Raw genomic sequence first — 24,152 nt, forward strand, 5'->3', positions numbered from 1 at the left:
ATGTGTGCTGCCAAAACGGCTTTGGTTCTGTCTGCTCACGCAGCTGATTTTGTCTGGCGTTGCGGTGGCGCAATCGCGCTTCATGCCGAAATGGGATACGAGGTTACGGTGGCCTGTATGTCCTTTGGTGAACGTGGTGAAAGCGCGCGGCTCTGGAAAGAAGGAAAGTCGCTGGACGAAGTGAAAGCCATCCGTCGCGGTGAGGCCGAAGCGGCGGCAGAGGCACTGGGCGTTCATCGTCTGGAATGCTTTGATCTGGGGGATTACCCACTGGAACTGGACCGCGATGACAAGAACAAGCTGGTCGATCTGATCCGCGAGGTTCAGCCCGCCTTTATGCTGAGCCACTCGAAATACGACCCTTACAACACAGATCACATGTACATGACGCAAGTCGCGCTTGAGACGCGCATGATCGCGCAGGCGTGGGGCCACAACCCGGGTGAAAAGGTGCTGGGCGCGCCGCAGCTGTACCTGTTTGAACCGCACCAGACCGAACAGATGGGCTGGAAGCCTGACACGTTCCTCGACATCACGCCTGTTTGGGACAAAAAGCGCGCCGCGATGGAGGCGATGAACGGTCAGGTCCACCTGTGGGACTATTACACACGTGTCGCCCAGCAACGCGCCAACCACTTCAAGCGGAATTCGGGCGGTCAGTCCGGCGGGCGTGATTGCAAATACGCCGAGGGCTTTGAAACTGTCTTCCCGCGCACGGTTGACGAACTCTAAGGCAGTACAGGCAAGACAAAGGAGCAGGCCATGGCGGTAGTCGTGCAGAACATTGAACGGGCCGCGCCCGAGGTTATCGACGGGCTGGCCCGTGCCGGCGTGGCCACCGTGCACGAAGCACAGGGGCGCAAAGGGTGCCTGCAAAGCTATATGCGCCCGATTTATAGCGGCGCGCAGATTGCGGGCTCTGCCGTGACGATTTCGGCACCTCCGGGCGACAACTGGATGGTTCACGTGGCAATTGAGCAGCTGCAAGAAGGCGATATCCTTGTCCTCGCGCCCACGTCGCCCTGCGACAACGGGTATTTCGGTGATCTCCTGGCGACATCTGCCATCGCACGCGGCTGCCGTGGCCTGATCATTGATGCCGGTGTACGCGATATCAAAGACCTGACCGAGATGGCGTTTCCAGTCTGGTCCAAGGCGGTGTCGGCGCAAGGCACGGTGAAAGAAACGCTGGGGTCCGTGAATGTGCCTGTGGTCTGCGCGGGGCAGGGGATCGAGGCCGGTGATATCATCGTCGCCGATGATGATGGTGTTTGCGTCGTGAAACGGGCTGAAGCCGCCGACGTTTTGGTCAAAGCAAACGAACGCCTTGATGCGGAAGAGGGCAAGCGCAAGCGTCTTGCCAGTGGGGAACTGGGCTTGGACATCTACAACATGCGCGGACGACTGGCCGAAAAGGGCCTGAAATACGTCTGATAGGGCAGGGTGGTTTCATGGACAGCTACATGAAGGACGGCATTCCCTGCCTCTGGATGCGGGGCGGGACCTCTAAGGGGGCGTATTTTTTGGCGTCTGATCTGCCAACTGATGTGGCTGCCCGTGATGATCTGTTGCTGCGCATCATGGGGTCGCCCGATCCGACCCAGATCGATGGGATCGGCGGGGCAGATCCACTGACCTCGAAGGTCGCGATCCTGAGTCCGCCGACGCGCGATGATGCGGATGTGGATTATCTATTCCTTCAGGTGTTCGTTGATCAGGCTGTTGTCAGTGATGCCCAAGGTTGCGGCAATATCCTTGCCGGCGTCGGCCCTGCCGCGATCGAGCGGGGTCTGGTTGCTGTTCAAGGCGACGAAACACCCGTGCGCATCCACATGCGCAACACGGGCGAGGTTGCTTTGGCTAAGGTTGCAACGCCCAACGGTCGGGTTTCCTACGTAGGCGACGCGCGGATTGACGGTGTTCCAGGCCACCATGCGCCGGTGCCCATGATGTTTGAAAACACCGCTGGGTCCATGTGCGGCAGCCTGCTGCCAAGTGGGCGGGCGGTGGATGTGATCGATGGCATCGCCTGCACGCTGATCGACAACGGTATGCCCTGCGTCATCCTGAAAGCGCAGGATTTGGGCGTAACAGGCTCTGAAACCCGCGAAGAACTGGATTCAAACACTGATCTTAAGGCACGGATCGAAACGATCCGCCTTCAGGCTGGGCCGATGATGAACCTTGGGGATGTCTCTGATAAATCCGTGCCTAAAATGACGCTGGTTTCTGCGCCAATAGCGGGCGGCGTGATCAATACGCGCAGTTTCATCCCACATCGGTGTCATGCGACCATCGGGGTGTTCGCGGCGGTTAGCGTGGCGACGGCTTGTACGCTGCCAAACACACCAGCTGCCGAAGTTGCGTCGGTGCCGGAAGGTGAAACCTTTGCCATCGAACATCCCACCGGCGCGGCCGACGTTCTGATTGAACGGGATTCGACGGGCGAGGTGACGCACGCAGGTACATTGCGCACTGCGCGCAAACTATTCGATGGGCGTGCTTTTCCTAGTTAAATTACTGATAATAATAAATAAACCCCGCTGTTCCCAGCGGGGTTTTGCATTGCAGTGTGAGTGCGATCAGTTGCCCTTCAGCGCGTTCACGTAGGCAGTCGCAGGCAGGCCCTCTGCATCCGCGTCAGCGATTGCCTTGGCTACAACAGGGGCCGAGGCCGCGTCAAACTTGGCCGCTTCTTCAGCGGAAAGTGTGATCACTGCTTTGCCCTCGGTCGCGGCAAAATCAGCCAGCGCGCTTTCGGCAACTGACAGCCAAGCCTGGTTCGCCGCCAGCGATGCGTCGCGACCGGCGTCCTTGACGATCTGCTGCTGTTCTTCGGTCAGGTTGCCAAAGCTGTCGCGGTTCATGATCATGAAGAACGACGAAATCGTCGTCGCCATGCCGGTGGTGATGTGGTTCGTCACTTCGGCCAGTTTGAACGACTTCAGCGTGGTCGCATCGATCATCGCGCCGTCGATCACGCCGGTTTGCATCGCGTTGTAGATTTCAGGCGCAGGCATGGACACGGGCGTTGCGCCCCACGCTTCGACAACCAGACCGGCATTGCGCGAAGGCACGCGGATTTTCAGACCTTGCAGGTCTTCAAGCGTGTTCACCGGCTTTTCCGCCATGAACAGCATGTTGGGCGCGTTGTTCCAAAGACCTATCAGCGCAACACGGCGGTATTCGTTGCTCAGGATGTCGATGTTGTCTTGAACGGCTTGCGTACCGGTTTCGGCGTCGATCACGCCCGGCAGCTCCGTCAACAGCGTGGTCGGGAAATTCGCAGCGGTATAGCCCGGCAGGCCGAATGCGATGTCGGTCACTCCCTCGACGGTGCGGTTATACTGTTCGCGCGGGCCCGGGCCCAATTCGCCACCCATGTATTCAGTGACGGTGACAGCACCGCCGGTCTTTTCGGCGATGGTTTCCGCGAAGGGCTTATAGACCTTTTCCACGACAAAGTGAGTCGGGGGCTGGAAATCGGCCAGTTTCAGATCTTCGGCCAAGGCCGCCTGCGCGCCCAGTGCGAACGCGGCGACGGCTGTCAGTGTCTTCATGAACATCCTGTAGTCCTCCGTTTTGGATGTTAGGAACGGGGGCCTGTGGCCTACCCGAACATTGAGTTGGGCAAGAACAGAGCAATGCCCGGAAAGGCGATGATCAGCAGAAGCGCGATGATCATGGCGATCAGGAAAGGCCAGATACCGCGGAACACGGTTGCCAGCGGCACATCGCCTGCAACGCCCCTGACCACGAACACGTTCAGGCCTACAGGCGGGGTGATCATGCCCATTTCGATCACGATCACGGCAATCACGCCGAACCAGATCGGGTCAAACCCAAGTGCTGTGATGACAGGGAAAAACACAGGGATCGTGATCACCAGCATGGACAAGCCGTCCATGAACATGCCCAGCAGGACATAGGCCAGAATGATCACAGCCAGCGTTCCGTACATCCCCAGATCAAGCGCACCCAGACCTTCACCAAGCGTGGCGGGGATGCGCGTGATCGCGAAGAAGGGGTTCAACACATTCGCGCCAATCACGATGGTATAAAGCATGGCCGAGGTCGACAGCGTGCTTCTGACCGCCTCTTTGAAATTGTCGAATGACAGGCGGCGGCGGACCAATGCCAGAACGATCACCAGTGCCGCGCCAATGCCCGAGGCCTCGACCGGAGTGAAGACACCGAGATAGATGCCGCCGATCGAAATCAGGATCACACCCAAAAGCGGTGCAGCCTCGGCCAGATGGGACAGTTTTTCGCGCATCGGAACGGGTGTGCCGCGCGGGCCAGCTTTGGGGTCGCGATAGGACACGATCCAGATCGCCGCCATAAACAGCGCGGTCAGTAACAGGCCCGGCACCACGCCCGCCATGAACAGGCGGCCGATGCTTTCTTCTGTCAGGATCGCATACAGGACAAAGCCGGTAGACGGCGGGATCAGAAAGCCCAGCGTTCCGCCAGCCGCAATGGACCCGGTCGACAGGCTGTTGGAATAACCAAGGCGCTTCATCTCGGGCAGGGCGACTTTGCCCAATGTCACGGCCGTGGCCACGGACGATCCGGACACGGCGGCAAACACCGCACATCCGAGAACCGAGGCTGACGCCAAACCACCCCGAAACGCGCCGACCCAAGCAAAGGCCGCATCATAAAGCCCGCGCGAAAAGCCCGAGGCTGAGGCGATATTGCCCAGCAGAACAAACATCGGAACGACGATCAGGTTATAGTTTGCCACCGCCGAGTAGCTTTCGGTCAGCAGCACTCCGCCCGCGCTACGCAATCCTTCCAAAGCCCAGTAGCCGAAAAAGCCGACGGTCATCATCGCAAAGGCGACGGGCATCCGAAGGCCCAAAAGTAGGAACAGGCAGGCAATGCCAATCAGACCAGCAAGGATCGGGTCCATTATTCAGCCCCCCGCAAAACAATCGCAATCAGTTGGAAGGCAAACACCACTACGCACAGGCCAGCGCCCACGCTCAGGATCGCGTAGAACGGCCAGATCGGCATTTTCAGCATGTTGGTCGCATCACCCCATTCGGCAGCATCCAGCGCCTTCAGAAAGGCGCGGCGGCACAGAACGGCCAGCACGAAACCGGAAATCAGACGCGACGCGATATCGCCCAGAAAGCGGCCCCATTTGCCAAGGGCTTTCTCAAAGACATCGACGGCCACATGGCCTTCGGTAAAGGTACAGCCGGGTAGCGCGGCCATGACCAGCGCGACGGCGGTCAGCTGCACAATCTCGTTCACGCCGAGCAAAGGCATGTTGAACAGATAGCGCATGACGACGCCGGCCATAACGACAGCAACGATAGCGATCAGGCAAATGCCACCGACGACGTTCAGAACTTGCGTCGCAGCATTCAGGCGACGTGACCATGGCTCAAGGGGCATCTGCATGTCAGATACCCTTGGCGAAACAGTTGGAAAATGCGGTCATCGGGGCCCCCTTGCGCAGTTGATCGCCAAAGACGTGTTGGTCGGTGGCTATCGCGAAGGCAGGGGATCAGGCCAATTCAAACGGGCCTGCGTTTCATAAGTTCGGGCTATATGGACAGAGTTTTGGCTTCACTCTCGATAATGTCGATCAGCAGGGCTTGTGCCTTGGTTGGAACCCAATTTTCCCGATAAGTCAGGCCGATAGGGCGGGCGGGCCAGTTGGCTGTGACGTCAAGTTCGCTCAAAAGTTGATGCGAAAGCTCGGCTTGCGCCTGCACCGAAGAAATACACCCGAGGTGATCGCTTTCGGCCAGAAGCTCGCGCATCAGCAAAATAGACCCAGCCTCGATAATGCTTTCAGGCTGGCCAATCGGCGCAAAGAGCGCATCAAAGTGTTCGCGGGATGGCGTGCCGCGACGGGGAACGACCCATTTGCATTCTTGCAGGTCCTTGGCGGTCAAACCTGTTTTGCCCGCCAGCGGATGATCGCGTCGCGCCAGCACCGACAGATGATCGTCAAACAGTTTGACCTGAGTGATGTCGCCGATGGGGGCAGGTTGGCGAAGCGCCCCGATGATCAGGTCAACCTCGCCCCGTCTGAGATTTCGGAGCAATTCGTCATACCGTCCGTCAATCACCATCACCGGATAGCGCGGCCGTTGTTCACGGAACCGCGCCAAAGCGCGTGGCAAAAGAACCGACCGCGACAGCGGCAGGCTACCGACCACAATCTGCCCCGTTTCGCCACCGTCCAGTTCGGACAGGTCACTGTCAGCCTGATCAAGTTCGGCAAAGGCCAGCATCACCGCCTGCACCAGCGCGCGGGTCTGGCGCGTGGGCAAAAGGCCAAAGGCCGTGCGTTCAAACAGGCTTTGCCCGGCTTCTTGTTCAAGCTGCGAAATGGCGCGGTGCACGGTTGGCTGGGCCAGACCCAAACGGCGGGCAGCAAGGGTAAAGTTCTCGGCCTCATGCACCGCGACCAGCGATTGAAGCTGTGCCCATGTCGCCGTCAGCATCAGGCGCGGCGCGACATCGGTCAGCGCGGGGTCAAGCCGATCAAACGCGCGGCGCAGACGACGGGCCAGCACCTCGCATCGCGGGGTGGGGAAAATGCCCTGACGGGTGCGGTCAAACAAACGCCCGCCGGTTTCACGTTCCAGCTTCCCAATGGCTTGGGTGACGGCTGGTTGCGAAACATTCAGGATCGACGCGGAATGGGTCAGCGAACCTGTTTCCGCGACCGATAACAATAGCCTAAGATGTCTGAGATTGCGCGACAAACCGTGGGATTCCATGTGCGATTTCCGCGGACCATAGCGTCAACTTATGACGAAGAACAGCGATTAGAATTGGCCTTTGCGCCCAAGCGTGCCAAGACCGCCCCGACAAACGGAGGATCCTCATGGCTGAACCGACAAACCCGAGCTTTGACATCGCCCATCTTGGCCACGTCGAAATGCTGACCGATAAATTTGACGAAAGCCTTGATTTCTTTACTCGGGTCTTCGGCCTGAAGCTGTCGGCGCTGGACGAAAACAGCGCCTATCTGCGGGCTTGGGAAGATTACGAGTTCTGTTCCCTGAAGCTGACCAAGGCAGAAACAACAGGCGTCGGCCACATCGGATATCGCGCCGCATCGCCCGAGGCGTTGGAGCGCCGCGTCGCTGCCATTACAGCCTCTGACTATAAGGTGCACGGTTGGGTCGATGGCGACCTAAGCCATGGTCGCGCCTTCCGGTTCGAAGATCCCTTCGGCCATCTGTTCGAAATTTACTACGACACCAATCGCGCCCCTGCGGATGATCCCTCGGCGCTGAAAAACATGGCGTCGAAGTTCCACGCGCAGGGCGCTTGCCCGCGTCGGATTGATCACCTGAACCTGCTCAGCGACGACGTGTCCGAATTCCGCCGCTTTATGGAGACCTGTCTGGGCAGCCGCGTGACCGAATACATCCAGCTGGACAATGGCCGGCTTGGCGGCTGCTGGTTCACAGTAAACAACAAAACCTATGATCTGGCCTGCACCGAAGAACATGGCGGCGGTCTGGGGCGTTTGCACCATGTGACCTACGCCACCGATCAGCGCGAAGACATCCTGCGCGCGGCGGATGTGTTTCTGGAAAACGGCGTCCACATCGAAACCGGCCCGCACAAGCATGCCATTCAAGGCACGTTCTTCCTTTATGTTTGGGAACCGGCGGGCAACCGTGTGGAACTGGCCAACGCAGGCGCGCGCCTGATCCTTGCGCCGGACTGGGAGCCGGTCAAATGGACCGAGACGGATCGCAAGAAAGGGCAGGCGTGGGGATTGAAGACCATCGAAAGCTTCCACACCCACGGAACTCCACCGGTGAAAAGATAAAGCGAAAGGCCTGACAATTTGTCAGGCCTTTTTTGCTTCATCCCAAAAGCGCTTTATGCGCCAGCGTCTGGATTGTGGCTTCATAATCCGCCTGCAACCAGCCGCAGTCCCGCACCAACCGTTCCCAGTTTTCGACCGACAGGATCATCCACAACAGATCGGTGGCTGTGTCTTCTGTCAGATGGGGCAGCAGTAACCCGTCATCTTTGATCGCCCTGACCGCCGCCGCGCAGCCATGGCGCATGGCCTGCATCCGGTCATTCCACGCCGCCGCAGCCTCGGCATCGGTGGCCTGCATTGCCCGCAGGGCAACGGACGTTCCGTGGATTTCCGGAATATACCCGACCCACGCCCGAATGAACGCGCTTAACCGGTCCTTGCCGGTCTTTGCCGCGCGGCTTTCGGCCAGCCGCCCGTCAATGTCTTTGACAGAATCAATGTGCCGGGTCGTGGCGATCAGCAGGTCGGCGCGGTTCGGATAATGCAGGTACAACGCCTGCCGGCTGATCCCGACCGCTTTGGCGATATCAGACATGCGGACATTTTTATTTCCCGATTCCAACAGCTTCCACGTCGTATCGAGAATGCGGGTTTTTGTATCGGCTTGGGCACTTGACATGGCGTCAAGGTACTTCCTATTTACACCATGTCAACTTTACATCGTGTCAAGCGGCTCGCGAGGCACGCATTTCAAGGAGAATTGTCATGAAAGTTATCGTATTCGGCGCCACAGGAACGGTTGGTCGTCTTGCTGTGCAGGACCTTTTGAAAGCGGGCCACGAGGTCAGCGCCTTTGCCCGTTCGCCGCAGAAATTGGATTTCGCGGACCCCAAGCTGCGCCTGATCGCGGGCGATGCGTTTAAGGCTGATGAAGTGGCCAAGGCGGTTGAAGGTCATGATGCCGTTGTCGTGGCACTTGGCGCGGGCATGTCCCGCAGCAGCATGATCCGGTCCAAGGGCACATTGAACGTGATCAACGCGATGCAACAACAGGGCGTGCGTCGACTGGTCATCCAGTCCACGCTCGGGGCGCATGAAAGCTGGTCGAACCTGAACTTCTTCTGGAAACGGATCATGTTCGGCGCGTTGCTGAAGCCTGTGTTCAAGGATCACGAGCTTCAGGAATCTCTGGTACGCGCCAGCGGGCTGGATTGGACAATTGTGCGCCCCGGCGCCTTTACGGATGGTCCGGCAAAGGGCGGCTATAAGGAAAACTTCCCGCCGAGCGAACGGAACCTGTCGCTGAAAATCTCCCGCGCCGATATCGCGCGGTTCCTGACGAAACAGGTTGCCGACCTGACCTATCTGGGCCGCGCGGTGGCGATTTCGAATTGATTGAAGTTAGTTATCGAATGGCTGTGGCGGGACTTTGTTTCCGCCACGGCTAGCGCTAACATGAAATGAGGGGTAGAAGACGCGCGGAGTATTAATTTGGGAGGTGAAGAAATGTCGTTTCTCGGTATCGACCTTGGAACATCGGGCCTGCGTGCCTTGCTGGTGGACGGCGACGGCGCGCCCATCGGATCGACAGAACGCCACTATAGCGTCAGTCACCCCCACACCGGTTGGTCCGAACAGGACCCCGCCGAATGGGTCGCCGCCCTGAACGGCGCGGTCGAGGAATTGCGCGACACCTATCCTGCCTTTGCCGATCTGAAGGGCATCGGCGTTGCGGGCCATATGCATGGCGCGACATTGCTCGATGAAAACGGCGACGTTCTTCGCCCATGCATTCTGTGGAATGACACACGGTCGCACGTCGAGGCCGCCGCTCTGGATGGCACGCCCAATGTGCGTGATCTGTCCGGCAACATCGTTTTCCCGGGTTTCACAGCGCCGAAACTGGAATGGGTCCGCAAACACGAACCCGAGGTTTTTGCCAAAACCGCCAAGGTACTGCTGCCCGCCGCCTACCTGAACTACGTTCTGACGGGCGATTACGTGGCCGACATGTCCGACAGCGCGGGTACATCCTGGCTGGATGTAGGCCAGCGTGACTGGTCCGAAGAACTGCTGAGCGCAGGCCACATGCGCGCCGATCAGATGCCGCGTTTGGTCGAGGGGTCGGAAAAGGCAGGCGAGCTGCGTGCTGATCTGGCGGAAAAGTGGGGCCTGTCCGGTCCGGTCGTTGTGGCCGGTGGGGCAGGGGACAACGCCGCCGCCGCCTGTGGGATTGGTGCGCTTAGCGAAGGGCAGGGGTTCGTATCGCTCGGCACCTCCGGCGTATTGTTGGCTGCGCGCGATGGCTACAGCCCTGCGCCGGAAACGGCGGTGCACACATTCTGCCATGCCGTTCCGGGCCGTTGGTACCAGATGGGTGTGCAGCTTTCTGCGACGGATAGCCTGAACTGGTATTCGCGCATCGCTGGCAAGAAACCCGCCGAACTGACCGCTGCACTGGGCGACACATTGGTCGCGCCGGGTGCTGTCCGGTTCCTTCCCTATCTGTCGGGTGAACGCACGCCGCACAATGACGCCGAAATCCGTGGCAGCTTTACCGGCCTCTCTGCCGGTTCCACGCAAGAAGACCTCACCCGTGCGGTGATTGAAGGCGTGTCATTTGGCCTGTGCGACAGCTTTGAAGCCCTGCGGGCTACAGGGGCCAAACTGGACAAGTTGATCGCCATCGGCGGCGGCAGTGCGTCGCGCTATTGGCTGAAGCTGATCGCAACTGTTCTGAACGTCCCGCTGCAATTGCCTGCATCGGGGGAATTCGGCGCGGCCTTGGGTGCTGCGCGGTTGTCGATGATTGCTGCGACTGGACAATCACCGGAAAGCGTGATTTTCCAGCCGGACATCCAAGACGAAATTCAGCCAGAGACCGATTTGGTAGATGCTTTTGACAAAGCCTATCAGTCGTTCAAGGCAGCATATGCCGGAATCAAAGCCGTTCAGTAAGTCGATGTGCTGAACGAAAGATCAGGAAAGGAAAAGATCGTGGCCAACGCGCTTGATCAACTGCGAGAAATGACCGTCGTCGTTGCTGACACCGGAAACCTTGAAGCTGTCAAAAAATATCAGCCCGTAGACTGCACAACGAACCCGTCGCTGGTTCTGGCGGCCCTGTCCGACGATGCGTCGAAAGAGCTGGTTCAGGCTGAGGTTGAAAAAGGCCGCGCTGCTGGCAAAACGGCCGAGCAGATCACAGACACGCTGACCGTCGCCATCGGTGCCGAGCTGTCCAAGCTGGTTCCCGGCCGTGTTTCGACAGAAGTTGACGCCTGCCTGTCCTTTGACACAGACGCGTCGGTGAAACGCGCGCGCGACATCATCGCCGATTACGAAAGCCGTGGCATCAGCAAGGATCGCATCCTGATCAAACTGGCCTCGACGTGGGAAGGTATCCGCGCAGCCGAGATCCTTCAGAAGGAAGGCATCGACTGTAACTTGACGCTGCTGTTTTCCATGGCGCAGGCGGTGGCCTGTGCAGACGCGGGCGCATTCCTGATTTCGCCCTTCGTTGGCCGTATCACCGACTGGTACAAAAAGGCCGAAGGCGTTGACGGTTACGAGCCCAACGAAGACCCCGGCGTTCTGTCGGTGCGTCGCATCTATTCCTACTACAAGTCGAACAACATCGACACTGTCGTCATGGGCGCCAGCTTCCGTTCCGTCGGTCAGATCAAGGCGCTGGCAGGCTGTGACAACCTGACAATCGGTCCGAAGTTCCTGGACGAGCTGGAAAACGACAACAGCACTCTGGAACGCGCGCTGTCCCCCGACACGGTCGAGGCGATGCCTGCCGTCAAAATGGACGAGGCGACCTTCCGTTGGGAAATGAACGAAGACCAGATGGCAAGCGAAAAGCTGGCTGAGGGCATCCGCCTGTTCAATGCGGACCATCAGAAGCTGATCAAGATCATCGGCGATCTGGCATCTGCCTAAATACAAAAGGCCCGCACGCGATCAGGCGTGCGGGCCTTTTCTTTATAAATGTTGATGTGGCCGACGTTTGCGTGATCAGACCCTAAGTTTGGGGTCGTCTGGCACCACAATCCCACCCAAAAACTGCATCAGCCTTTGCGCATCAATCGGTTTTGGCAGCAGCAACAGATTGGATTTGGCGCAGGCATCGATCAGTTCGATCGACCGGTTCGCCGAAATGATGCAGGACGGGATCGGGCCGAATTCATCGGTGATCGCCTTGATCGCGTCCGTGCCCAAAGCGCCGTCATCCAACTGATAGTCGGCGATTATAAAGTCTGGTGACACTTCAATTTCGCGCAGCAGATCGACGGCGTGGTCCTGTCCAGGGCAGTCGATGACGTTCACGCCCCAGCCTTCCATCGTCATGGTCAAAGCGTTGCGCAGATTTTCGTCGTTTTCGATCAGAAGGGCGATGACACCCGCCAGATCGCCGTTCTGTTCGACATCGTTTTGCGGCTCTGTTCGGTCTGTATCCACCGCCACCATGTCAACGCGCGGCACCTCGATTGATAGCATGGTGCCTTTGCCCACCTCGGATTCCAGCCGGACGGGATGTTTCAGCAATCCGCAGGCACGTTCCACAATGGCAAGCCCGAGTCCCATCCCTTCGGCGGCGCTGGCGTCTGCGTTCAGACGTTGGAATTCGCGGAAAACGACCTCTTGCTGGTCTTTGGGAATGCCGATGCCCGTATCCCAGACCTCAATCCTAACAGAGTTCCCGACGTGGCGCGCGCCGACAAGGATTTTGCCCTTTTCCGAATAGCGGATCGCGTTCGACATCAGGTTTTGCACGATGCGCCGCAAATAGGCCGCATCGCTGGCGACACGCGCCTTGGTCGGCACGATCCGCAGGTCCAGTCCCTTGGCATGGGCGGCAGGGCGGAAGGCGTCGCCAAGCTGGCGGAACATATCGCCCAACGGCACAGTCGACACATGAACCGACGCGCGGCCTGAATCCAGTTTGGAGATATCCAGCAGCGCCTCAAGGATATGTTCGACACTGTTCAACGCGCTTTCGGCCTTGGCGGCGACGCGTCGGGTTTCGTTGTCGTCATCACCGCCAAGCGAGGCGACGTAGAGTTTCGCGGCTGACAAGGGTTGCAACAGGTCATGGCTGGCGGCCGCAACGAAGCGGGACTTCGATGCATTCGCGCGTTCGGCGTCCAGCAAGGCCTCGGCCAGTTCCTCGGTCCGGTCGGCGACGCGTTGTTCCAGCATTTCGTTGGCATTAGCGAGTGCCTGCGCCGCTTGGCGTTCGGCGGTCACATCGGTGAAGGAAATCACAAAGCCCTTGTCCGGCATTTCCTGTGCGAAGACAGAAAGGTAGTTGGTCCGGCCGCGGTTGACCTCGAACGATAGGGGCGGACGTTCGTCCTCGCTGTTGACCCACGCTTCGACCGCTTCTGGCCCAGTTACGCCTTCGAACGTCATTTCGGCACGGGCGCGGGCAAAGAGCGTGCTGAACTGCGCGCCCATCTGGAATTGCGTTGTAGGGATCGCCAGCAATTCGCTGGCCCTCGTGTTCCAACCGGCCAACCGCTGTTTGCTGTCAAAGATGCACAGACCCTGATCGATATGCTCCAACGTTGCGCGGATCAGGCGGGCTTGGTCGTCAAGGATACGATCCCGTTCCTGACGTTCGACGCGCATGATGTCGGTAATGTCTGTTTGCAGAATGACCGTGCCGCCATCGAGCGTGCGATGTTCGGATACTTGCACCCAGCGGCGGCCGCTCATCCTGACGTTAAAGATGACGTGGTCGTCCTGATGCCGCTCCATCCGGCGGGTGGCCCAATCAAGGGGCGTCTCAGATTCGGGCAGCGACAGGTAGTGCGATTTGCTGACCAGATCGACGTAATCGATAAACTGCAATCCGGGCACCAGCGCCTTGCGGATGTCGGGCATATGCATGCCGAAACGGCTGTTGCACAAAACCAGTTCTTCGTCGGTGTTGAACAGGGCAAAGCCCTCTTGCACCGTTTCGATCGCATTGGCGAGGTTGGCGCGTGCCGCTTCGGTTTCCTGATTGGCCAGCGCCAAACGCCCGTTGGAATCGTTCAGCAAATCCAGCGCGCGTTCCAGATCCTGCGTGCGTGCGCGAACCTCTTGCTCCAGCATCGCGGCACGTTGGAACTGTGCATAGGCCGCGCCAGACGCGTTTGTGGATTCCTCGACGCGACGCATCAACGACTCGGCGATTTTCAGCAGCTTCTCGTTCTGCCGTTCAAGCGGGTCGTTGGGATTAATGAGCGTCGGAATCATGGGGCAGGTCACACTCGGGCGGATAAATCGCGACGCCGGTTAGCGTCTGGTTCACATGGATCGAATTCAATTGTTCGCCGTAGGTTGAAAAACCCACGACATGATTTTTGGCCAATATCTTGGACAAGGCCATGGTCATTTGTTTTTCCTGCGCTTCCAACCGCCGTAAAAGACAATCGCAGCCCAAAATAGTGTCAGGTGGCGTATCTTTCGAAAGCCCTGCGATTTCCTCTTCCAGATGTTTCACCATGTCCTGCGGTTCGGCCAGCGTCAGAACCAGCCCTTCGTCAATGGCCGAGAAAAACACCAGATCGCCGTTGTCGGCCACGCGCTGAATGGCGCGCACGTGGTGTTCGCCACCGATCTGCACCACGACAGGGTGGGCGGCAAAGGTGAAAGGCGTCAGCTGTTCAGGGTCTTTGCCCAGAATACGTGCATATTCACGCGCGGCTGGTTCAGCATTGATTTCGCGCACAATCCGGCGGGCGGGATCGGCATCGGTCACGACCATCCGTTGGGCCGTCGGGATCAGGTGATCTGACTTGAACACCTTGATCGGGCAGCGCGTGCGCACCTGCGTCAGGATCGCGGCGTTGGCCAGCACCTGACCGTCGTGCATCACGTAGGAATGCGCAAAACGTGTGCCGTCACCGGCCGATCCGCCAAACAACGGCACAGGCCCAAGGCCCACCGCCAGTTCCGATGTCAGCTGGTCTTCTTTCGTCGACAGCCCGTCGATCATCAGAAAGGTAAACTCGTGGTCCCAATCTGGGGCCGCTTCGATCATCGACGTGCGGTTCTGGATCATCTGGTCGATCAGCGATTGTGCCTCGAACACATCCAGATCGGGGACCAACAGGGTTTCGACCTTGAAGTGCGATTTAGGCAGGCCGACCGCGACGATGTGATCTTCTGCATAGCCGTTGCCAGACAATTCGCCTGCCGTGGTGCAGCCGACCACCGGGGTCGGCGCAAAGGCGCGGGTGGCCTGTTCGATGATGGCTTCGGGATCGGCGCTAGAGGTGACAAACAGAATCACGATTTCCAGACCATCAACGCCAAGGGTTGTGGCCAGCTCCGACACCGGATCGTCGGTTTTGTGATAAACGTAGGCGGTGCGCACTATTCCGTCCGCGCGGCCCGAGCCCCCATTCAGGCCCAACATCTGGTCCATCGAGCTTCCTCCCTAAAGCGCGACGTTTTACCCGAGTATGCGTGAGTTCGCCGGGGTTACAAGCGATTGATCTCTGGCGCGCGTTTGGCCATCAACACCGCTTGGGTCCGGCTTTGCACCCCGAGCTTTCGAATGATTGCACTGACATGCGCTTTCACGGTCGTCTCGGCAATCGACAGATCAAAGGCGATTTGCTTGTTCAGTTTCCCTTGGCAGATCAGCTCCAGTATCCGCGTTTGTTGTTTTGTCAGCGTCGCCAGCCGCTGTGCTTCAAAGTTGCGGACGCTGTCTTCGTCCGGCTCAAGCAAAACGCAGCCCTCGGGCAGAAACGTTTCGCCATTTTGCAACGCCTTGAACGCGTTTCGGAACACGTCCCTTTGGCTGTGTTTCGGCACATAGCCCGCAGCGCCGGAATGGATGACCTGACTGATCAGGCAATCCTCGGTCATCGAAGACACCACGATCACAGGGGCCTTTGCCAGTCCTATCAGTTTCCGCACCGCTTCCAGTCCCTGAACACCGGGCATGTTCAGATCCAGCATGATCGCGTCAGGCTCTAACCCGCCCTCAAGCATCTCAATTGCGCGGTCCAAGCGATCGGCTGTGTGGATTTCGCCAATATTCGCCACCGATTGCAGCGTCATCGACAACGCATCGCAAAACAGCGGGTGATCATCGACGATCAGAACCGATTTGAAAACGCAATGAATGGGGGCGTGCGCAAGCATATAAGGCGGACCTTGCTCCTAATAGTACGGAACCTGAAATAATCGTACCAAGCCAGCCCGCCAGCGCCTATTAGCGGAAGGTCTTATAGGAAAACGCGCACCGTTGTCGGGTGCGCGTTTCCGTTTTTATCCAATGGGTTGGATTACTTCATGGCCAGCTGCTTGGGCAGCTTGAATGTCCACAGCATGCCACCCTGGTTCAGGTAGTTGACCTTTTTGGCAACTTCACCACCCCAGAGCGGAACCGCGCCACCCCAGCCAGAGATAACCGACACATACTGTTCGCCGTCCTGTTCCCATGTGATGGGCTGACCGACGATGCCGGAACCTGTCTGGAACGACCACAGTTTTTCACCTGTTTCGTCATCCAGAGCGATGAATTCACCTTCAGGCGTGCCGAAGAATACCAGACCGCCAGCGGTGGTCATAACACCCGACCAAAGCGGTGCTTCGTTCTTGTATTCCCAGACCCAGTCGCCTGTTTCCGGATCGATCGCCTTCAGGCTGCCGATGTGGTCTTCGTAGTTCGGCTTGATGGTAAAGCCCGCACCCAGGTACGCCGCGCCTTTTTTGTAGGTGATCGGCTCGTTCCAGATGTCCATGCCCCATTCGTTGGACGGAACATAGAAGTTGCCTGTGCGCTGCGAGAACGCCATCGGCATCCAGTTCTTACCACCCAGGAAGGACGGGGACGCAAAGATAACTTCGCCTTTGGCACCATCTGCTGCCTCGGCGGGGTTACCCGGACGGTTTTCTTCAACAAAGATCGGACGACCGTTTTCGTCGATGCCGCTTGCCCAAGAGATGTCCTTGACGAAGGGTGCCGCGCTTACGAAATCGCCTGTTTCACGATCCAGAACGTAGAAGTAGCCGTTACGGTCAGCTGTCGCATAACGCTTTTCGCCGTTGCGGTCGGTGTAGGCGACGACTTCGTTTACGCCGTCATAGTCCCAACCTTCGCGCGGGGTTGTCTGGAAGTGCCACTTGATTTCGCCTGTTGCAGGGTCGATGCCGATACGGCTTGCTGCGTACAGGTTGTCACCTTCGGTGCCTTCGGGGTTGCCAGCAGCACGCAACCAGCTGTTCCACGGAGCAGGGTTACCTGCGCCGAATACCAGCGTGTCTGTCTCGGCGTCGTAAGAACCGCCCAGCCATGTCGCGCCGCCGCCTGTTTTCCACAGATCGCCCGGCCATGTCGCGTTCAGCGTGCCGGTCATTGTGGATTCTTCGCCGTTCAGCGTACCCATGTGACCTTCGATCACCGGACGTGTCCAAACCATTTCGCCAGTTTCGGCGTTACGGGCCTGAACTTCGCCAACGATACCGAATTCGCCGCCAGAGTTGCCTGTGACAACCAGACCGTTCACGATCAGCGGAGCCGCAGTGTAGGAATAGCCGGCTTTGTAGTCAGCGATCTTGTCGCGCCAGACAACGTCACCTGTTTTCAGGTCCAGAGCCACGATGCGGGCGTCCAGTGTGCCGAAATAGATGTTGTTGCCGTAGATGGCCGCGCCGCGGTTAACTACGTCACAGCAGGGCAGGATGCCTTCGGGCAGACGTGCGTCGTACTGCCAGATTTCCTTGCCTGTTTTGACGTCAATCGCGAACAGACGGGAATAGGAACCCGTGATGTACATGATGCCGTCGTAAATCAGCGGCTGGGTTTCCTGACCGCGCTGCTTTTCACCACCAAGGCTGAAGGCCCAGGCAGGAACAAGGTTATCGACGTTTTCTTTGTTCAGAGTCTCCAGCGGGCTGTAGCGCTGAAGGTGACGACCCATACCATTGGTCACAACCTGTGTGGTGATGGTCTGGTCGTTGGCCACATCCTGTTCGGTGACCTCGGCATAGGCGGTTGTTGCAGCCAATACGCCAGCAACAGCGGCCATAATGAAACGGTTCATAGGTGTCCTCCCTAGACGTTATGTCCCTTCAGCCCGACCCCGACGAATCGGGACTAGGGGCTGATTGAACTATCTCGGGCGGGGGGCTTTGGCGAAATTGCACCATGGTCGTATGGGTCGGATTTTTTGGATTTCAAGGCCTGTTCCATTAGAAATCTGGCAGCGGATATTTTGAAAATACCGTTTTATCTTAACGCCTTAAACGCATATCGAATGGAGTGCTCTGTTCACAAGAGCGTTCGAGCCCTTCGTTCGGGCGCGTGCAAAAACTGAAAAAATCCGACCGATCAATTGCTGCACGAACAGGTTTTGGGAAGAACGCCGAAAGCCGACCGTGTCACGCCCGAAAAACCGGGGAAACACAGCCGGCCGTTGACTGCTCAAGGCAATCGTTGTGCAGGTAATAACCTGCAGGGGGAGCCCCTAGAAAAGCGGCGCGTATTTCCAGTTGTCGGCGTCTGGTGTCACCTCATCCAGATCGTAATCTGCGTTCTGCAATCGCTTGGCGATCTTCAAACCGTCGTTCGCGGCCTCGTCCACATAGGCCCGCCCAAGCGCATCATTTCTGGCCACGCCATGTCCGCGCATTAGGTCCAGTCCATAGTTGAACTTACCGACCGGGTCGCCCAATTCGGCGGCCTTCAGATCCCAGTTCGCAGCGGCATCGGGGTTATATTCGCCACCCAATCCGTTGTTATCCAGCTGGCTCATCCACGTCATCGCGCCGGTGTATCCGGCGTCGGCACAGGCCTGAAACAGCTTGCGCGCGGCTTCGTGGCGACCGGATTTGGTGATGTAGTAACCGGTGGCGCAGGTCACCATGTCGGTGACGCCGTTATCGATGTTCGACATCACGCGGCCAAAGCCCGTGTCCTGCGGGTTCAGCGTTCCGAAATCGTCTTCAATCGTCTGGGTCTCGGCTGCCAAAGGCAGCGCGACAACGCAACAAATGGCGCATAAAACGTGTTTCACGGCAAATCTCCTCTGGGAAAACCGTAACATGGATGCGCTTGGCGATCTTGGGGGCAATGGTCGTATTTCGGGTCAGCACTGCTGGCCTAATCTACCACCCTGCCATCAGTTGGTCGGGCGCAGCGCAGCCCCCCAAGGGAAACGGCCTACCTTGATTGTCTTGATCGCTTTGCGCTTGGCCACATCGACAACTGTCACGTCACCGGACACCCCGTTCGTGGTGAACAGCAGCGATTTGTCGGCGTTGAATTCCATGTGCCAGACGCGGCGGCCAACCAGAATGTAATCTTCGACCTCAAATGTATCGGCATTGATCACGGCCAGATGGTTGGACGGGCCAAGGGCAACGAAGGCGGTTTTTTCATCTTCGGTCAGCTCGAACCCCACAGGCTGTACGCGGTCGGGGTGAACGCCCTGAATTTCGAACCGGATTTTGCCTTTTTCCGCTTGGGTCGCGACATCAAACACAGTGATTGTGCCACCGATTTCGGAACTGACCCAAAGCTCGGAGCCCTCTTTTACAAACTCGGCATGGCGCGGGCGGGAATCGACCAGTGTATTCGCGAACAACTGTTCGCTTTCCGTGTCGATCCAGTGCGCCATGTTGGTGGTTTCAGAGGTTGTGATCGCAATCGTGCCATCGGGCGACACGGCCATGCCTTCGGGTTCGATGCCCACGTCGATCTGGGCAATCACCTTGCGGGTTTCCGTATCCACAACGGTGGTGATCGCGTCGTCCTCGTTGGCGATATAAAGGCGGCGGTTGTCGGGGTGCAGCACGAACTGTTCGGGGTCTTCGCCCGAAGGCAGGTCATGCAGGATTTCACCTGTTTCAGGGTCCATCACCTGAACGGCATCGCTGTCGGATGCGCAGATATAAACAACCGAATGATCCTTGGAAAAGGTGATGCCGCGCGGGCGTTCACCGGTCGGGATGGTGCGCACGACCTCAAGCGTGTCGATGTCGATCACGCTGATCGTGTCGTCCTTTTCGTTTGTCACCCAAATCTCGTCGGCAAGGGCAGGGGCCGCCAAAAGCGTGGCGGCGGCAAAGGCGATAAGCTTCATCTTAGTCCTCGGCAAAAGCGGTGCATTTGGATTCGGGCTGATCAATTCCCAGCGTGTCCAGCTCGCTGACCTGATGCAAAAACCCGTCCAAGGGGGCGGTGGCCACAACGGCACGACCTGTGACCAACGGAATCGGCTGGCGCAACTGGCCGTTCCATCCGCGATAATTCATCGGGCGGCCTTTGAAGCCGGCCAGTTCGAACGACTCTGACAGGATGTAGTCGCGCAAAGTTGCGGGATCATCGGATTGCGTCCGCGTGACAGCCTCACCCAGCGACCGGAAGGCGGCCCAAGCGGCATAGTCTTCGCTGCGCATGTCGCGGCCTGTCATTTCGTGGAACCGGTTCTGCATCTGAACCGCGCCCCACTGTTCGACAACGTCGGACCATGCAACGGGACGTAGCCCGTCCGATCCCGCGACAGGGCGGGCGATCCAAGTGTTGTACGCAATATAACGGCCGAAATCGTCCAGCTCGTCGGCCAGCAGCAGCGCGTCATATTCCCCCAGATCCTGCGTGAACAGCGGCACTTCCTGCGCGGCATTGCGGCGCATGTCGGCGTTGAACACCCACTCTTTTTCCGCCTTCAGTTTCAGGCCGAACTTGGTGACCGAATGTTTCAGCGAGTCCGCAAAGGCCTGATCCTGCGGATGCGTGCCGGATATCAGGGCCAGTGTCGTCCAGCGACGTTTCACAAAGAACTGGATCAGCGCGTCGGTGCGCATGCGGTTGGATGGCAAGGTGTGCAAAAGATTCGCACGGCAGGATTCGTTGCGCAGGGCCACATCGGGGCTGGTCGCATTAAAAAGCAGGGCACCTTTGGCCTCGGGCAGGTCGGCGACCCCTAGCAAAAGGTCGGATGGCGCATCGAGGATGACATAGGGCGACAAGGCCAGAGCCTGTTTCGCAGAAGCAATCCAGTCACCGCCTTCCGGCACGACAATCGTTTCCAGCGTATAGGTATGACCCAGAAATTTGCCTGTGGTCATGTTGTCGGCAAGGCCCAAATCGGCCCCGGCAGATCCCAGATCATCAGGGACCGGATCAAGGTTGGACAGGACCGGCGGACGGGGAACGTCTTGTTTTAGATAGACAACCGGAATCTCGATTGCCGCAGAAACAACCTGCGGCAGCATAAGTGTCAGAAAAAACACCTGAAACAGTCGAAACATCGACAATTCCTCCCTCTCCAACATCGTTAGAGCATCCAAAATATCGCCTTCACATTGGACCATGGTCGAAGATCGTGGCGGTCTTCAACCAAGGTCGCATTTCGCTGTGGTGGAAAGTCGGGCTATCTCGGTGGAAACCGCATGAACAGGAGGAAATCATGCTCGTTGATTTTCGCATCACACTTTTGGGCGCACTTACGGCTGGTACAATGGCTATGGCCCATGGTGACGTCGCCCCGCAGCCCATCAACACAGACGTTCTGCCCGACGTGGGCGAAGAATGGCTGACAGAAAACCCCTACCGCGCTGAAGAAGTCGGCGAAGAGACATGGGCAGCCGCCATCAAGATCGGTGATTCCGGTTACAACCAGAACTGTGCGCGCTGCCACGGTCTGGGCGCTGTATCGGGCGGTCTGGCCCCCGACCTGCGTTACCTCGAAGCCGAAGAGTTCGGCGACGAATGGTATGTAGAGCGTTTCCAGGTTGGCTACACGCAGAACGGCATCACCAAGATGCCTGCGTTCGGTGAGCTTCTGGGCCAAAAGGCCGCTTGGGCCATCCGCACATACATCGAAACACGCCCCGATGACGGCGCGCTGGACGATTATTCTGACCGCCTGAAAGAAATCCGTGACGAACTGGCTGGCATGTCCGCAGGTGATGATGCATCCGCGCTTCAGGCTGAGCTGTCCGAAATCGCAGGCAACATCGAAACAGCTTCGGGCGCACCCGTTGCAGACAGCATCGCGATGCGTGCGGCGAACCTTCTGGAAGGTGATACACCTGAATATGCAGAAGCCGCCGAACAGCTCACAATCGGATTGTCTGCCGCAAACTAACGCGGCAGATTGGGGCACATGATTAGACGCGCCTTCCTCCTCACCTCAATCATCGGGTCTCTCCTTGCGGGACCCGCACTGGCTAGGTGCGAAGATCACGTGCCCCAACCCAAACCCCAAAACGCCAGCCGCGATATCGTGGGGGCGGATTTGGATACGATCATTGATCGTGGGTACATCGAAATCGCCGCTTACGAAGATTTTCCGCCGTGGTCCTATGAGGAGGACGGGAAGATCAAAGGCGTCGATATCGAAATCGGCCGTCTGATCGCGGCTGATCTGGGTGTTGAGCCCCGGTTCAAGCTGGTGACAGCTGGCGAAAACCTTGATGCCGATCTGCGCAACTGGATCTGGAAAGGTCCGCTGATTGGCGGAAGCGTGGCGAATGTCATGCTGCACATCCCCTATGACAGCGACTATGCCTGCCGCGTGGAACAGGTGGTCTTTACCGGCCAGTACCACGTCGAAGAGGTTGCTATTGCCTACCGCAAAGATGCCTACCCCGAAGATCTGCCGGTTCCGGCTTATTTCCGGTTTGATACGGTGGCCGTCGAAAACGACTCGATCGCCGATTTCTACCTGACGTCGTTCCCCGGTGGCCAACTGGCCGCCAACGTGCGTCGGTACCCGACAGCCGCGGGCGCAATGCAGGCTTTGGCTGACGGCGAAACCAAAGCGGCCATGGGCCCCTTGGCGCAGCTTGAGTTTGGTCTGACCGAAGATTTGGGTGTACACACGCCGCCGCTTCCGGGGTTTGCCGCCGGCAACTGGACCAGCGGCGTTGCGGTACATTTCGCCTATCGCGGCCTCAGCTATGCTGTGGATGACGCCATCGTTGCCGCCATTCAGGATGGCCGCATGCAGGCGATCTTTGACAGCTACGGGCTGACCTTCAGACCGCCCGAGCTGCGTTAAAGTTCAGTGATTGAGCCATTGTGACCGACGCAAATCGCCGTCGGCGCGCCGTCGATGGCACGTAGCGTGGCAGCGATTTCATAGGCATCCGCATAGCAAAACGCCGTGGACAGCGCGTCTGCGGTTACGGCCTCGTCCGCTTCGACACTGACGGTTGACCACAGCGGCTGACCCGCACCTTGCAGGTTCACGATATGTGGCTGGCCATCCGCCAATGTCATGGCCGTCGGGCTGGAAGTGGCGATGGCCCGATTGCGCAACATTCGTGTCTGGACCAACCCGTATTCGGGATCAGAGACGCCCAAGGTCCAGTTGCGCCCGTTGCCGCGAAACTCGCCGATATTGACCAGAACATCTGTCAGGCCTGCATCAACCAAAACCTGCGTCGCCAGATCGGTGACAAAGCCCTGCGCAATACCGTTCAGGGTCAGTGCCTGACCCGCGCCAAGGGTTATGCGATCCGGCGTGCACGTGACCTGTTCCCAACCGATCAGGTGCTGGAAAGGATAAGGATCTTGGCCCTGTGCCAAGGCAGACCACAGCGGTTGGACCGTGGGATCAAACCGGCCATTTGTGGCGCGATGCATGCGGTCACTGTGGGTGATCAACCGATGGAATCTGGGATCAGGCCGCAGCAAGACACCGTCTTTGTTCAACTGCGACAGGGCCGAGAACGGATCATATAGGCTGAAGAGCGACTCGCATTCCGCTAACAACTGGCGGACTTGGGCAATCGCGGTTTTTGCAATTTCTGGCGGCGCATCCAGCGTCAGGGAAACCTCGGCCCCCATCGCGACGCCCTGCCATTTAACGGGCGCCGATGCCATTGCCGGAGTGGCAAGCGCGGCCGCGCTAATGGTCAGGAAACGTCTGCGCGAAATCATTCTGCGGCCACCTTCTGTCTGCTGCCCCGTTCCTTCAGGATCAGAGGCACGCATTGTTTTGGATCATCATGGATGGTTACGCAATCCAGACACTGGAAGCATTCGCTATATTGGATTTCACCGGTGCGTTTGATCGCGCCGTATTGGCATTTCACGCGGCACAGCTGGCAGGGGGATCCGCATTCTTCCCGTCGTGCGATCCAGTCGCGTCCCCGCAGCAACCCGCCAATCGCCATCACGGCTCCAAGCGGGCAGACATAGCGGCAAAACCCTTTGAACATCACCATGCCCAGCACCAGCCAGAACACGGCGTAGGCGACATAGTACCATTCCCGCACAAAGAAGGTGGTGATCGCGGTTTTGAATGGCTCGACCTCGGCCGCTTTGTCGACTTGGTCAGGCGCGATAAAGGCAATGGCGATCAGACCCGCCAGCACCACGTATTTCAGGTACTTGAGCCGCTTGTCCCATGCCGCTGGTACGTCGATCTGGGGC

At 58.4% G+C, this 24,152-nt stretch carries 24 protein-coding genes; 10 read left to right on the forward strand and 14 right to left on the reverse strand.

Going from position 1 to position 24,152, the window contains the following annotated elements:
• From C4S59_RS18400 to C4S59_RS18410, 3 genes are read left to right on the forward strand one after another with little or no spacing between them, the layout of a single operon-like run.
• Entirely contained in the window at positions 1 to 732 is a 732-nt protein-coding gene (locus C4S59_RS18400; RefSeq protein ID WP_103911865.1) for a PIG-L deacetylase family protein, read from the forward strand.
• 30 nt (positions 733 to 762) lie between these two features.
• Positions 763 to 1,434, forward strand: a complete 672-nt coding sequence (locus C4S59_RS18405) for a 4-carboxy-4-hydroxy-2-oxoadipate aldolase/oxaloacetate decarboxylase (RefSeq protein WP_103911866.1) — start codon at positions 763 to 765, stop codon at positions 1,432 to 1,434.
• 17 nt (positions 1,435 to 1,451) lie between these two features.
• Complete coding sequence (locus C4S59_RS18410; RefSeq protein WP_234994829.1) at positions 1,452 to 2,516, forward strand: 4-oxalomesaconate tautomerase; 1,065 nt, start codon at positions 1,452 to 1,454, stop codon at positions 2,514 to 2,516.
• 66 nt (positions 2,517 to 2,582) lie between these two features.
• Here the strand turns inward: C4S59_RS18410 and C4S59_RS18415 are convergent, their stop codons facing one another.
• From C4S59_RS18415 to C4S59_RS18425, 3 genes are read right to left on the reverse strand one after another with little or no spacing between them, the layout of a single operon-like run.
• Positions 2,583 to 3,566, reverse strand: a complete 984-nt coding sequence (locus C4S59_RS18415) for a TRAP transporter substrate-binding protein (protein ID WP_103911867.1) — start codon at positions 3,564 to 3,566, stop codon at positions 2,583 to 2,585.
• Positions 3,567 to 3,610: 44 nt separating this feature from the next.
• Positions 3,611 to 4,915, reverse strand: a complete 1,305-nt coding sequence (locus C4S59_RS18420) for a TRAP transporter large permease (protein WP_103911868.1) — start codon at positions 4,913 to 4,915, stop codon at positions 3,611 to 3,613.
• Positions 4,915 to 5,412, reverse strand: a complete 498-nt coding sequence (locus C4S59_RS18425) for a TRAP transporter small permease (protein ID WP_103911869.1) — start codon at positions 5,410 to 5,412, stop codon at positions 4,915 to 4,917. Before C4S59_RS18425 ends, C4S59_RS18420 begins: the two co-directional genes overlap by 1 nt.
• On the opposite strand from C4S59_RS18425, the gene C4S59_RS19610 reads away from it, so the two are divergent.
• Complete coding sequence (locus C4S59_RS19610; RefSeq protein ID WP_160006956.1) at positions 5,411 to 5,551, forward strand: hypothetical protein; 141 nt, start codon at positions 5,411 to 5,413, stop codon at positions 5,549 to 5,551. The two genes, C4S59_RS18425 and C4S59_RS19610, sit on opposite strands and share 2 nt — an antisense overlap.
• Positions 5,552 to 5,558: 7 nt before the next feature.
• On the opposite strand, the gene C4S59_RS18430 is transcribed toward C4S59_RS19610, so the two are convergent.
• The gene (locus tag C4S59_RS18430; protein ID WP_103911870.1) at positions 5,559 to 6,746 is read right to left on the reverse strand and encodes a LysR family transcriptional regulator; all 1,188 of its coding nucleotides are present in this window, start codon (positions 6,744 to 6,746) and stop codon (positions 5,559 to 5,561) included.
• A gap of 107 nt (positions 6,747 to 6,853) precedes the next feature.
• On the opposite strand from C4S59_RS18430, the gene C4S59_RS18435 reads away from it, so the two are divergent.
• Positions 6,854 to 7,813 (forward strand): VOC family protein, encoded by a 960-nt coding sequence (locus C4S59_RS18435; RefSeq protein ID WP_103911871.1) that lies wholly within the window; start codon positions 6,854 to 6,856, stop codon positions 7,811 to 7,813.
• Positions 7,814 to 7,850: 37 nt separating this feature from the next.
• Here the strand turns inward: C4S59_RS18435 and C4S59_RS18440 are convergent, their stop codons facing one another.
• On the reverse strand, positions 7,851 to 8,432 hold the full coding sequence (locus C4S59_RS18440) for a TetR/AcrR family transcriptional regulator (protein WP_103911872.1): 582 nt from the start codon (positions 8,430 to 8,432) through the stop codon (positions 7,851 to 7,853).
• Between the two features lie 86 nt (positions 8,433 to 8,518).
• On the opposite strand from C4S59_RS18440, the gene C4S59_RS18445 reads away from it, so the two are divergent.
• From C4S59_RS18445 to tal, 3 genes are all read left to right on the forward strand, one after another.
• Positions 8,519 to 9,148 carry an NAD(P)-dependent oxidoreductase gene (locus C4S59_RS18445; protein ID WP_103911873.1) on the forward strand — a complete coding sequence of 210 codons (630 nt, stop codon included), beginning with the start codon at positions 8,519 to 8,521 and terminating at the stop codon, positions 9,146 to 9,148.
• 111 nt (positions 9,149 to 9,259) lie between these two features.
• Positions 9,260 to 10,711: a xylulokinase gene (gene xylB / locus C4S59_RS18450; RefSeq protein WP_103911874.1), complete on the forward strand. Its 1,452-nt coding sequence runs from the start codon at positions 9,260 to 9,262 to the stop codon at positions 10,709 to 10,711.
• Positions 10,712 to 10,750: 39 nt separating this feature from the next.
• The gene (gene tal / locus C4S59_RS18455) at positions 10,751 to 11,698 is read left to right on the forward strand and encodes a transaldolase (protein ID WP_103911889.1); all 948 of its coding nucleotides are present in this window, start codon (positions 10,751 to 10,753) and stop codon (positions 11,696 to 11,698) included.
• 75 nt (positions 11,699 to 11,773) lie between these two features.
• Here tal and C4S59_RS18460 read toward each other — a convergent pair whose 3' ends face one another.
• From C4S59_RS18460 to C4S59_RS18490, 7 genes are all read right to left on the reverse strand, one after another.
• Positions 11,774 to 14,002 (reverse strand): PAS-domain containing protein, encoded by a 2,229-nt coding sequence (locus C4S59_RS18460; protein ID WP_103911875.1) that lies wholly within the window; start codon positions 14,000 to 14,002, stop codon positions 11,774 to 11,776.
• Positions 13,983 to 15,176, reverse strand: a complete 1,194-nt coding sequence (locus C4S59_RS18465) for an FIST N-terminal domain-containing protein (RefSeq protein ID WP_103911876.1) — start codon at positions 15,174 to 15,176, stop codon at positions 13,983 to 13,985. Before C4S59_RS18465 ends, C4S59_RS18460 begins: the two co-directional genes overlap by 20 nt.
• Positions 15,177 to 15,232: 56 nt before the next feature.
• Entirely contained in the window at positions 15,233 to 15,904 is a 672-nt protein-coding gene (locus C4S59_RS18470; protein ID WP_103911877.1) for a response regulator, read from the reverse strand.
• Between the two features lie 143 nt (positions 15,905 to 16,047).
• Complete coding sequence (locus C4S59_RS18475; RefSeq protein ID WP_103911878.1) at positions 16,048 to 17,808, reverse strand: PQQ-dependent methanol/ethanol family dehydrogenase; 1,761 nt, start codon at positions 17,806 to 17,808, stop codon at positions 16,048 to 16,050.
• A gap of 423 nt (positions 17,809 to 18,231) precedes the next feature.
• On the reverse strand, positions 18,232 to 18,780 hold the full coding sequence (locus C4S59_RS18480) for a tetratricopeptide repeat protein (protein WP_103911879.1): 549 nt from the start codon (positions 18,778 to 18,780) through the stop codon (positions 18,232 to 18,234).
• 105 nt (positions 18,781 to 18,885) lie between these two features.
• Complete coding sequence (locus tag C4S59_RS18485) at positions 18,886 to 19,848, reverse strand: YVTN family beta-propeller repeat protein (RefSeq protein WP_103911880.1); 963 nt, start codon at positions 19,846 to 19,848, stop codon at positions 18,886 to 18,888.
• A gap of 1 nt (position 19,849) precedes the next feature.
• Complete coding sequence (locus C4S59_RS18490) at positions 19,850 to 21,019, reverse strand: ABC transporter substrate-binding protein (RefSeq protein ID WP_103911881.1); 1,170 nt, start codon at positions 21,017 to 21,019, stop codon at positions 19,850 to 19,852.
• A 158-nt stretch (positions 21,020 to 21,177) separates the two neighbouring features.
• Here C4S59_RS18490 and pedF point away from each other — a divergent pair, with 158 nt between their 5' ends.
• Both pedF and C4S59_RS18500 read left to right on the forward strand, forming a co-directional pair.
• Positions 21,178 to 21,858: a cytochrome c-550 PedF gene (pedF, locus tag C4S59_RS18495; RefSeq protein WP_103911882.1), complete on the forward strand. Its 681-nt coding sequence runs from the start codon at positions 21,178 to 21,180 to the stop codon at positions 21,856 to 21,858.
• An 18-nt stretch (positions 21,859 to 21,876) separates the two neighbouring features.
• Positions 21,877 to 22,773: a transporter substrate-binding domain-containing protein gene (locus C4S59_RS18500; protein ID WP_103911883.1), complete on the forward strand. Its 897-nt coding sequence runs from the start codon at positions 21,877 to 21,879 to the stop codon at positions 22,771 to 22,773.
• Here C4S59_RS18500 and C4S59_RS18505 read toward each other — a convergent pair.
• Both C4S59_RS18505 and C4S59_RS18510 read right to left on the reverse strand, forming a co-directional pair.
• Positions 22,770 to 23,657: an FAD:protein FMN transferase gene (locus C4S59_RS18505; RefSeq protein ID WP_160006959.1), complete on the reverse strand. Its 888-nt coding sequence runs from the start codon at positions 23,655 to 23,657 to the stop codon at positions 22,770 to 22,772. The genes C4S59_RS18500 and C4S59_RS18505 overlap by 4 nt on opposite strands.
• Positions 23,654 to 24,152 (reverse strand): 4Fe-4S binding protein (locus tag C4S59_RS18510; protein WP_407703081.1); only part of this gene is annotated, 499 nt, incomplete at its 5' end. The genes C4S59_RS18505 and C4S59_RS18510, both read right to left, overlap by 4 nt.

The organism is Thalassococcus halodurans, assembly GCF_900108225.1.
Classification (GTDB): Bacteria; Pseudomonadota; Alphaproteobacteria; order Rhodobacterales; family Rhodobacteraceae; genus Thalassococcus; species Thalassococcus halodurans.

What these genes read in the sequence shown, in the direction of transcription:
- C4S59_RS18430 (WP_103911870.1), bottom strand. Translation starts at nt 6,746, where the DNA reads ATGGAATCCCACGGTTTGTCGCGCAATCTCAGACATCTTAGGCTATTG.
- C4S59_RS18410 (WP_234994829.1), top strand. Translation starts at nt 1,452, where the DNA reads ATGGACAGCTACATGAAGGACGGCATTCCCTGCCTCTGGATGCGGGGC.
- C4S59_RS18435 (WP_103911871.1), top strand. Translation starts at nt 6,854, where the DNA reads ATGGCTGAACCGACAAACCCGAGCTTTGACATCGCCCATCTTGGCCAC.
- C4S59_RS18400 (WP_103911865.1), top strand. Translation starts at nt 1, where the DNA reads ATGTGTGCTGCCAAAACGGCTTTGGTTCTGTCTGCTCACGCAGCTGAT.
- C4S59_RS18460 (WP_103911875.1), bottom strand. Translation starts at nt 14,002, where the DNA reads ATGATTCCGACGCTCATTAATCCCAACGACCCGCTTGAACGGCAGAAC.
- C4S59_RS18465 (WP_103911876.1), bottom strand. Translation starts at nt 15,176, where the DNA reads ATGGACCAGATGTTGGGCCTGAATGGGGGCTCGGGCCGCGCGGACGGA.
- C4S59_RS18415 (WP_103911867.1), bottom strand. Translation starts at nt 3,566, where the DNA reads ATGTTCATGAAGACACTGACAGCCGTCGCCGCGTTCGCACTGGGCGCG.
- pedF (WP_103911882.1), top strand. Translation starts at nt 21,178, where the DNA reads ATGCTCGTTGATTTTCGCATCACACTTTTGGGCGCACTTACGGCTGGT.
- C4S59_RS18420 (WP_103911868.1), bottom strand. Translation starts at nt 4,915, where the DNA reads ATGGACCCGATCCTTGCTGGTCTGATTGGCATTGCCTGCCTGTTCCTA.
- C4S59_RS19610 (WP_160006956.1), top strand. Translation starts at nt 5,411, where the DNA reads ATGTCAGATACCCTTGGCGAAACAGTTGGAAAATGCGGTCATCGGGGC.
- C4S59_RS18485 (WP_103911880.1), bottom strand. Translation starts at nt 19,848, where the DNA reads ATGAAGCTTATCGCCTTTGCCGCCGCCACGCTTTTGGCGGCCCCTGCC.
- C4S59_RS18470 (WP_103911877.1), bottom strand. Translation starts at nt 15,904, where the DNA reads ATGCTTGCGCACGCCCCCATTCATTGCGTTTTCAAATCGGTTCTGATC.
- xylB (WP_103911874.1), top strand. Translation starts at nt 9,260, where the DNA reads ATGTCGTTTCTCGGTATCGACCTTGGAACATCGGGCCTGCGTGCCTTG.
- C4S59_RS18440 (WP_103911872.1), bottom strand. Translation starts at nt 8,432, where the DNA reads ATGTCAAGTGCCCAAGCCGATACAAAAACCCGCATTCTCGATACGACG.
- C4S59_RS18505 (WP_160006959.1), bottom strand. Translation starts at nt 23,657, where the DNA reads ATGATTTCGCGCAGACGTTTCCTGACCATTAGCGCGGCCGCGCTTGCC.
- C4S59_RS18500 (WP_103911883.1), top strand. Translation starts at nt 21,877, where the DNA reads ATGATTAGACGCGCCTTCCTCCTCACCTCAATCATCGGGTCTCTCCTT.
- C4S59_RS18475 (WP_103911878.1), bottom strand. Translation starts at nt 17,808, where the DNA reads ATGAACCGTTTCATTATGGCCGCTGTTGCTGGCGTATTGGCTGCAACA.
- C4S59_RS18490 (WP_103911881.1), bottom strand. Translation starts at nt 21,019, where the DNA reads ATGTTTCGACTGTTTCAGGTGTTTTTTCTGACACTTATGCTGCCGCAG.
- C4S59_RS18445 (WP_103911873.1), top strand. Translation starts at nt 8,519, where the DNA reads ATGAAAGTTATCGTATTCGGCGCCACAGGAACGGTTGGTCGTCTTGCT.
- C4S59_RS18425 (WP_103911869.1), bottom strand. Translation starts at nt 5,412, where the DNA reads ATGCAGATGCCCCTTGAGCCATGGTCACGTCGCCTGAATGCTGCGACG.
- C4S59_RS18405 (WP_103911866.1), top strand. Translation starts at nt 763, where the DNA reads ATGGCGGTAGTCGTGCAGAACATTGAACGGGCCGCGCCCGAGGTTATC.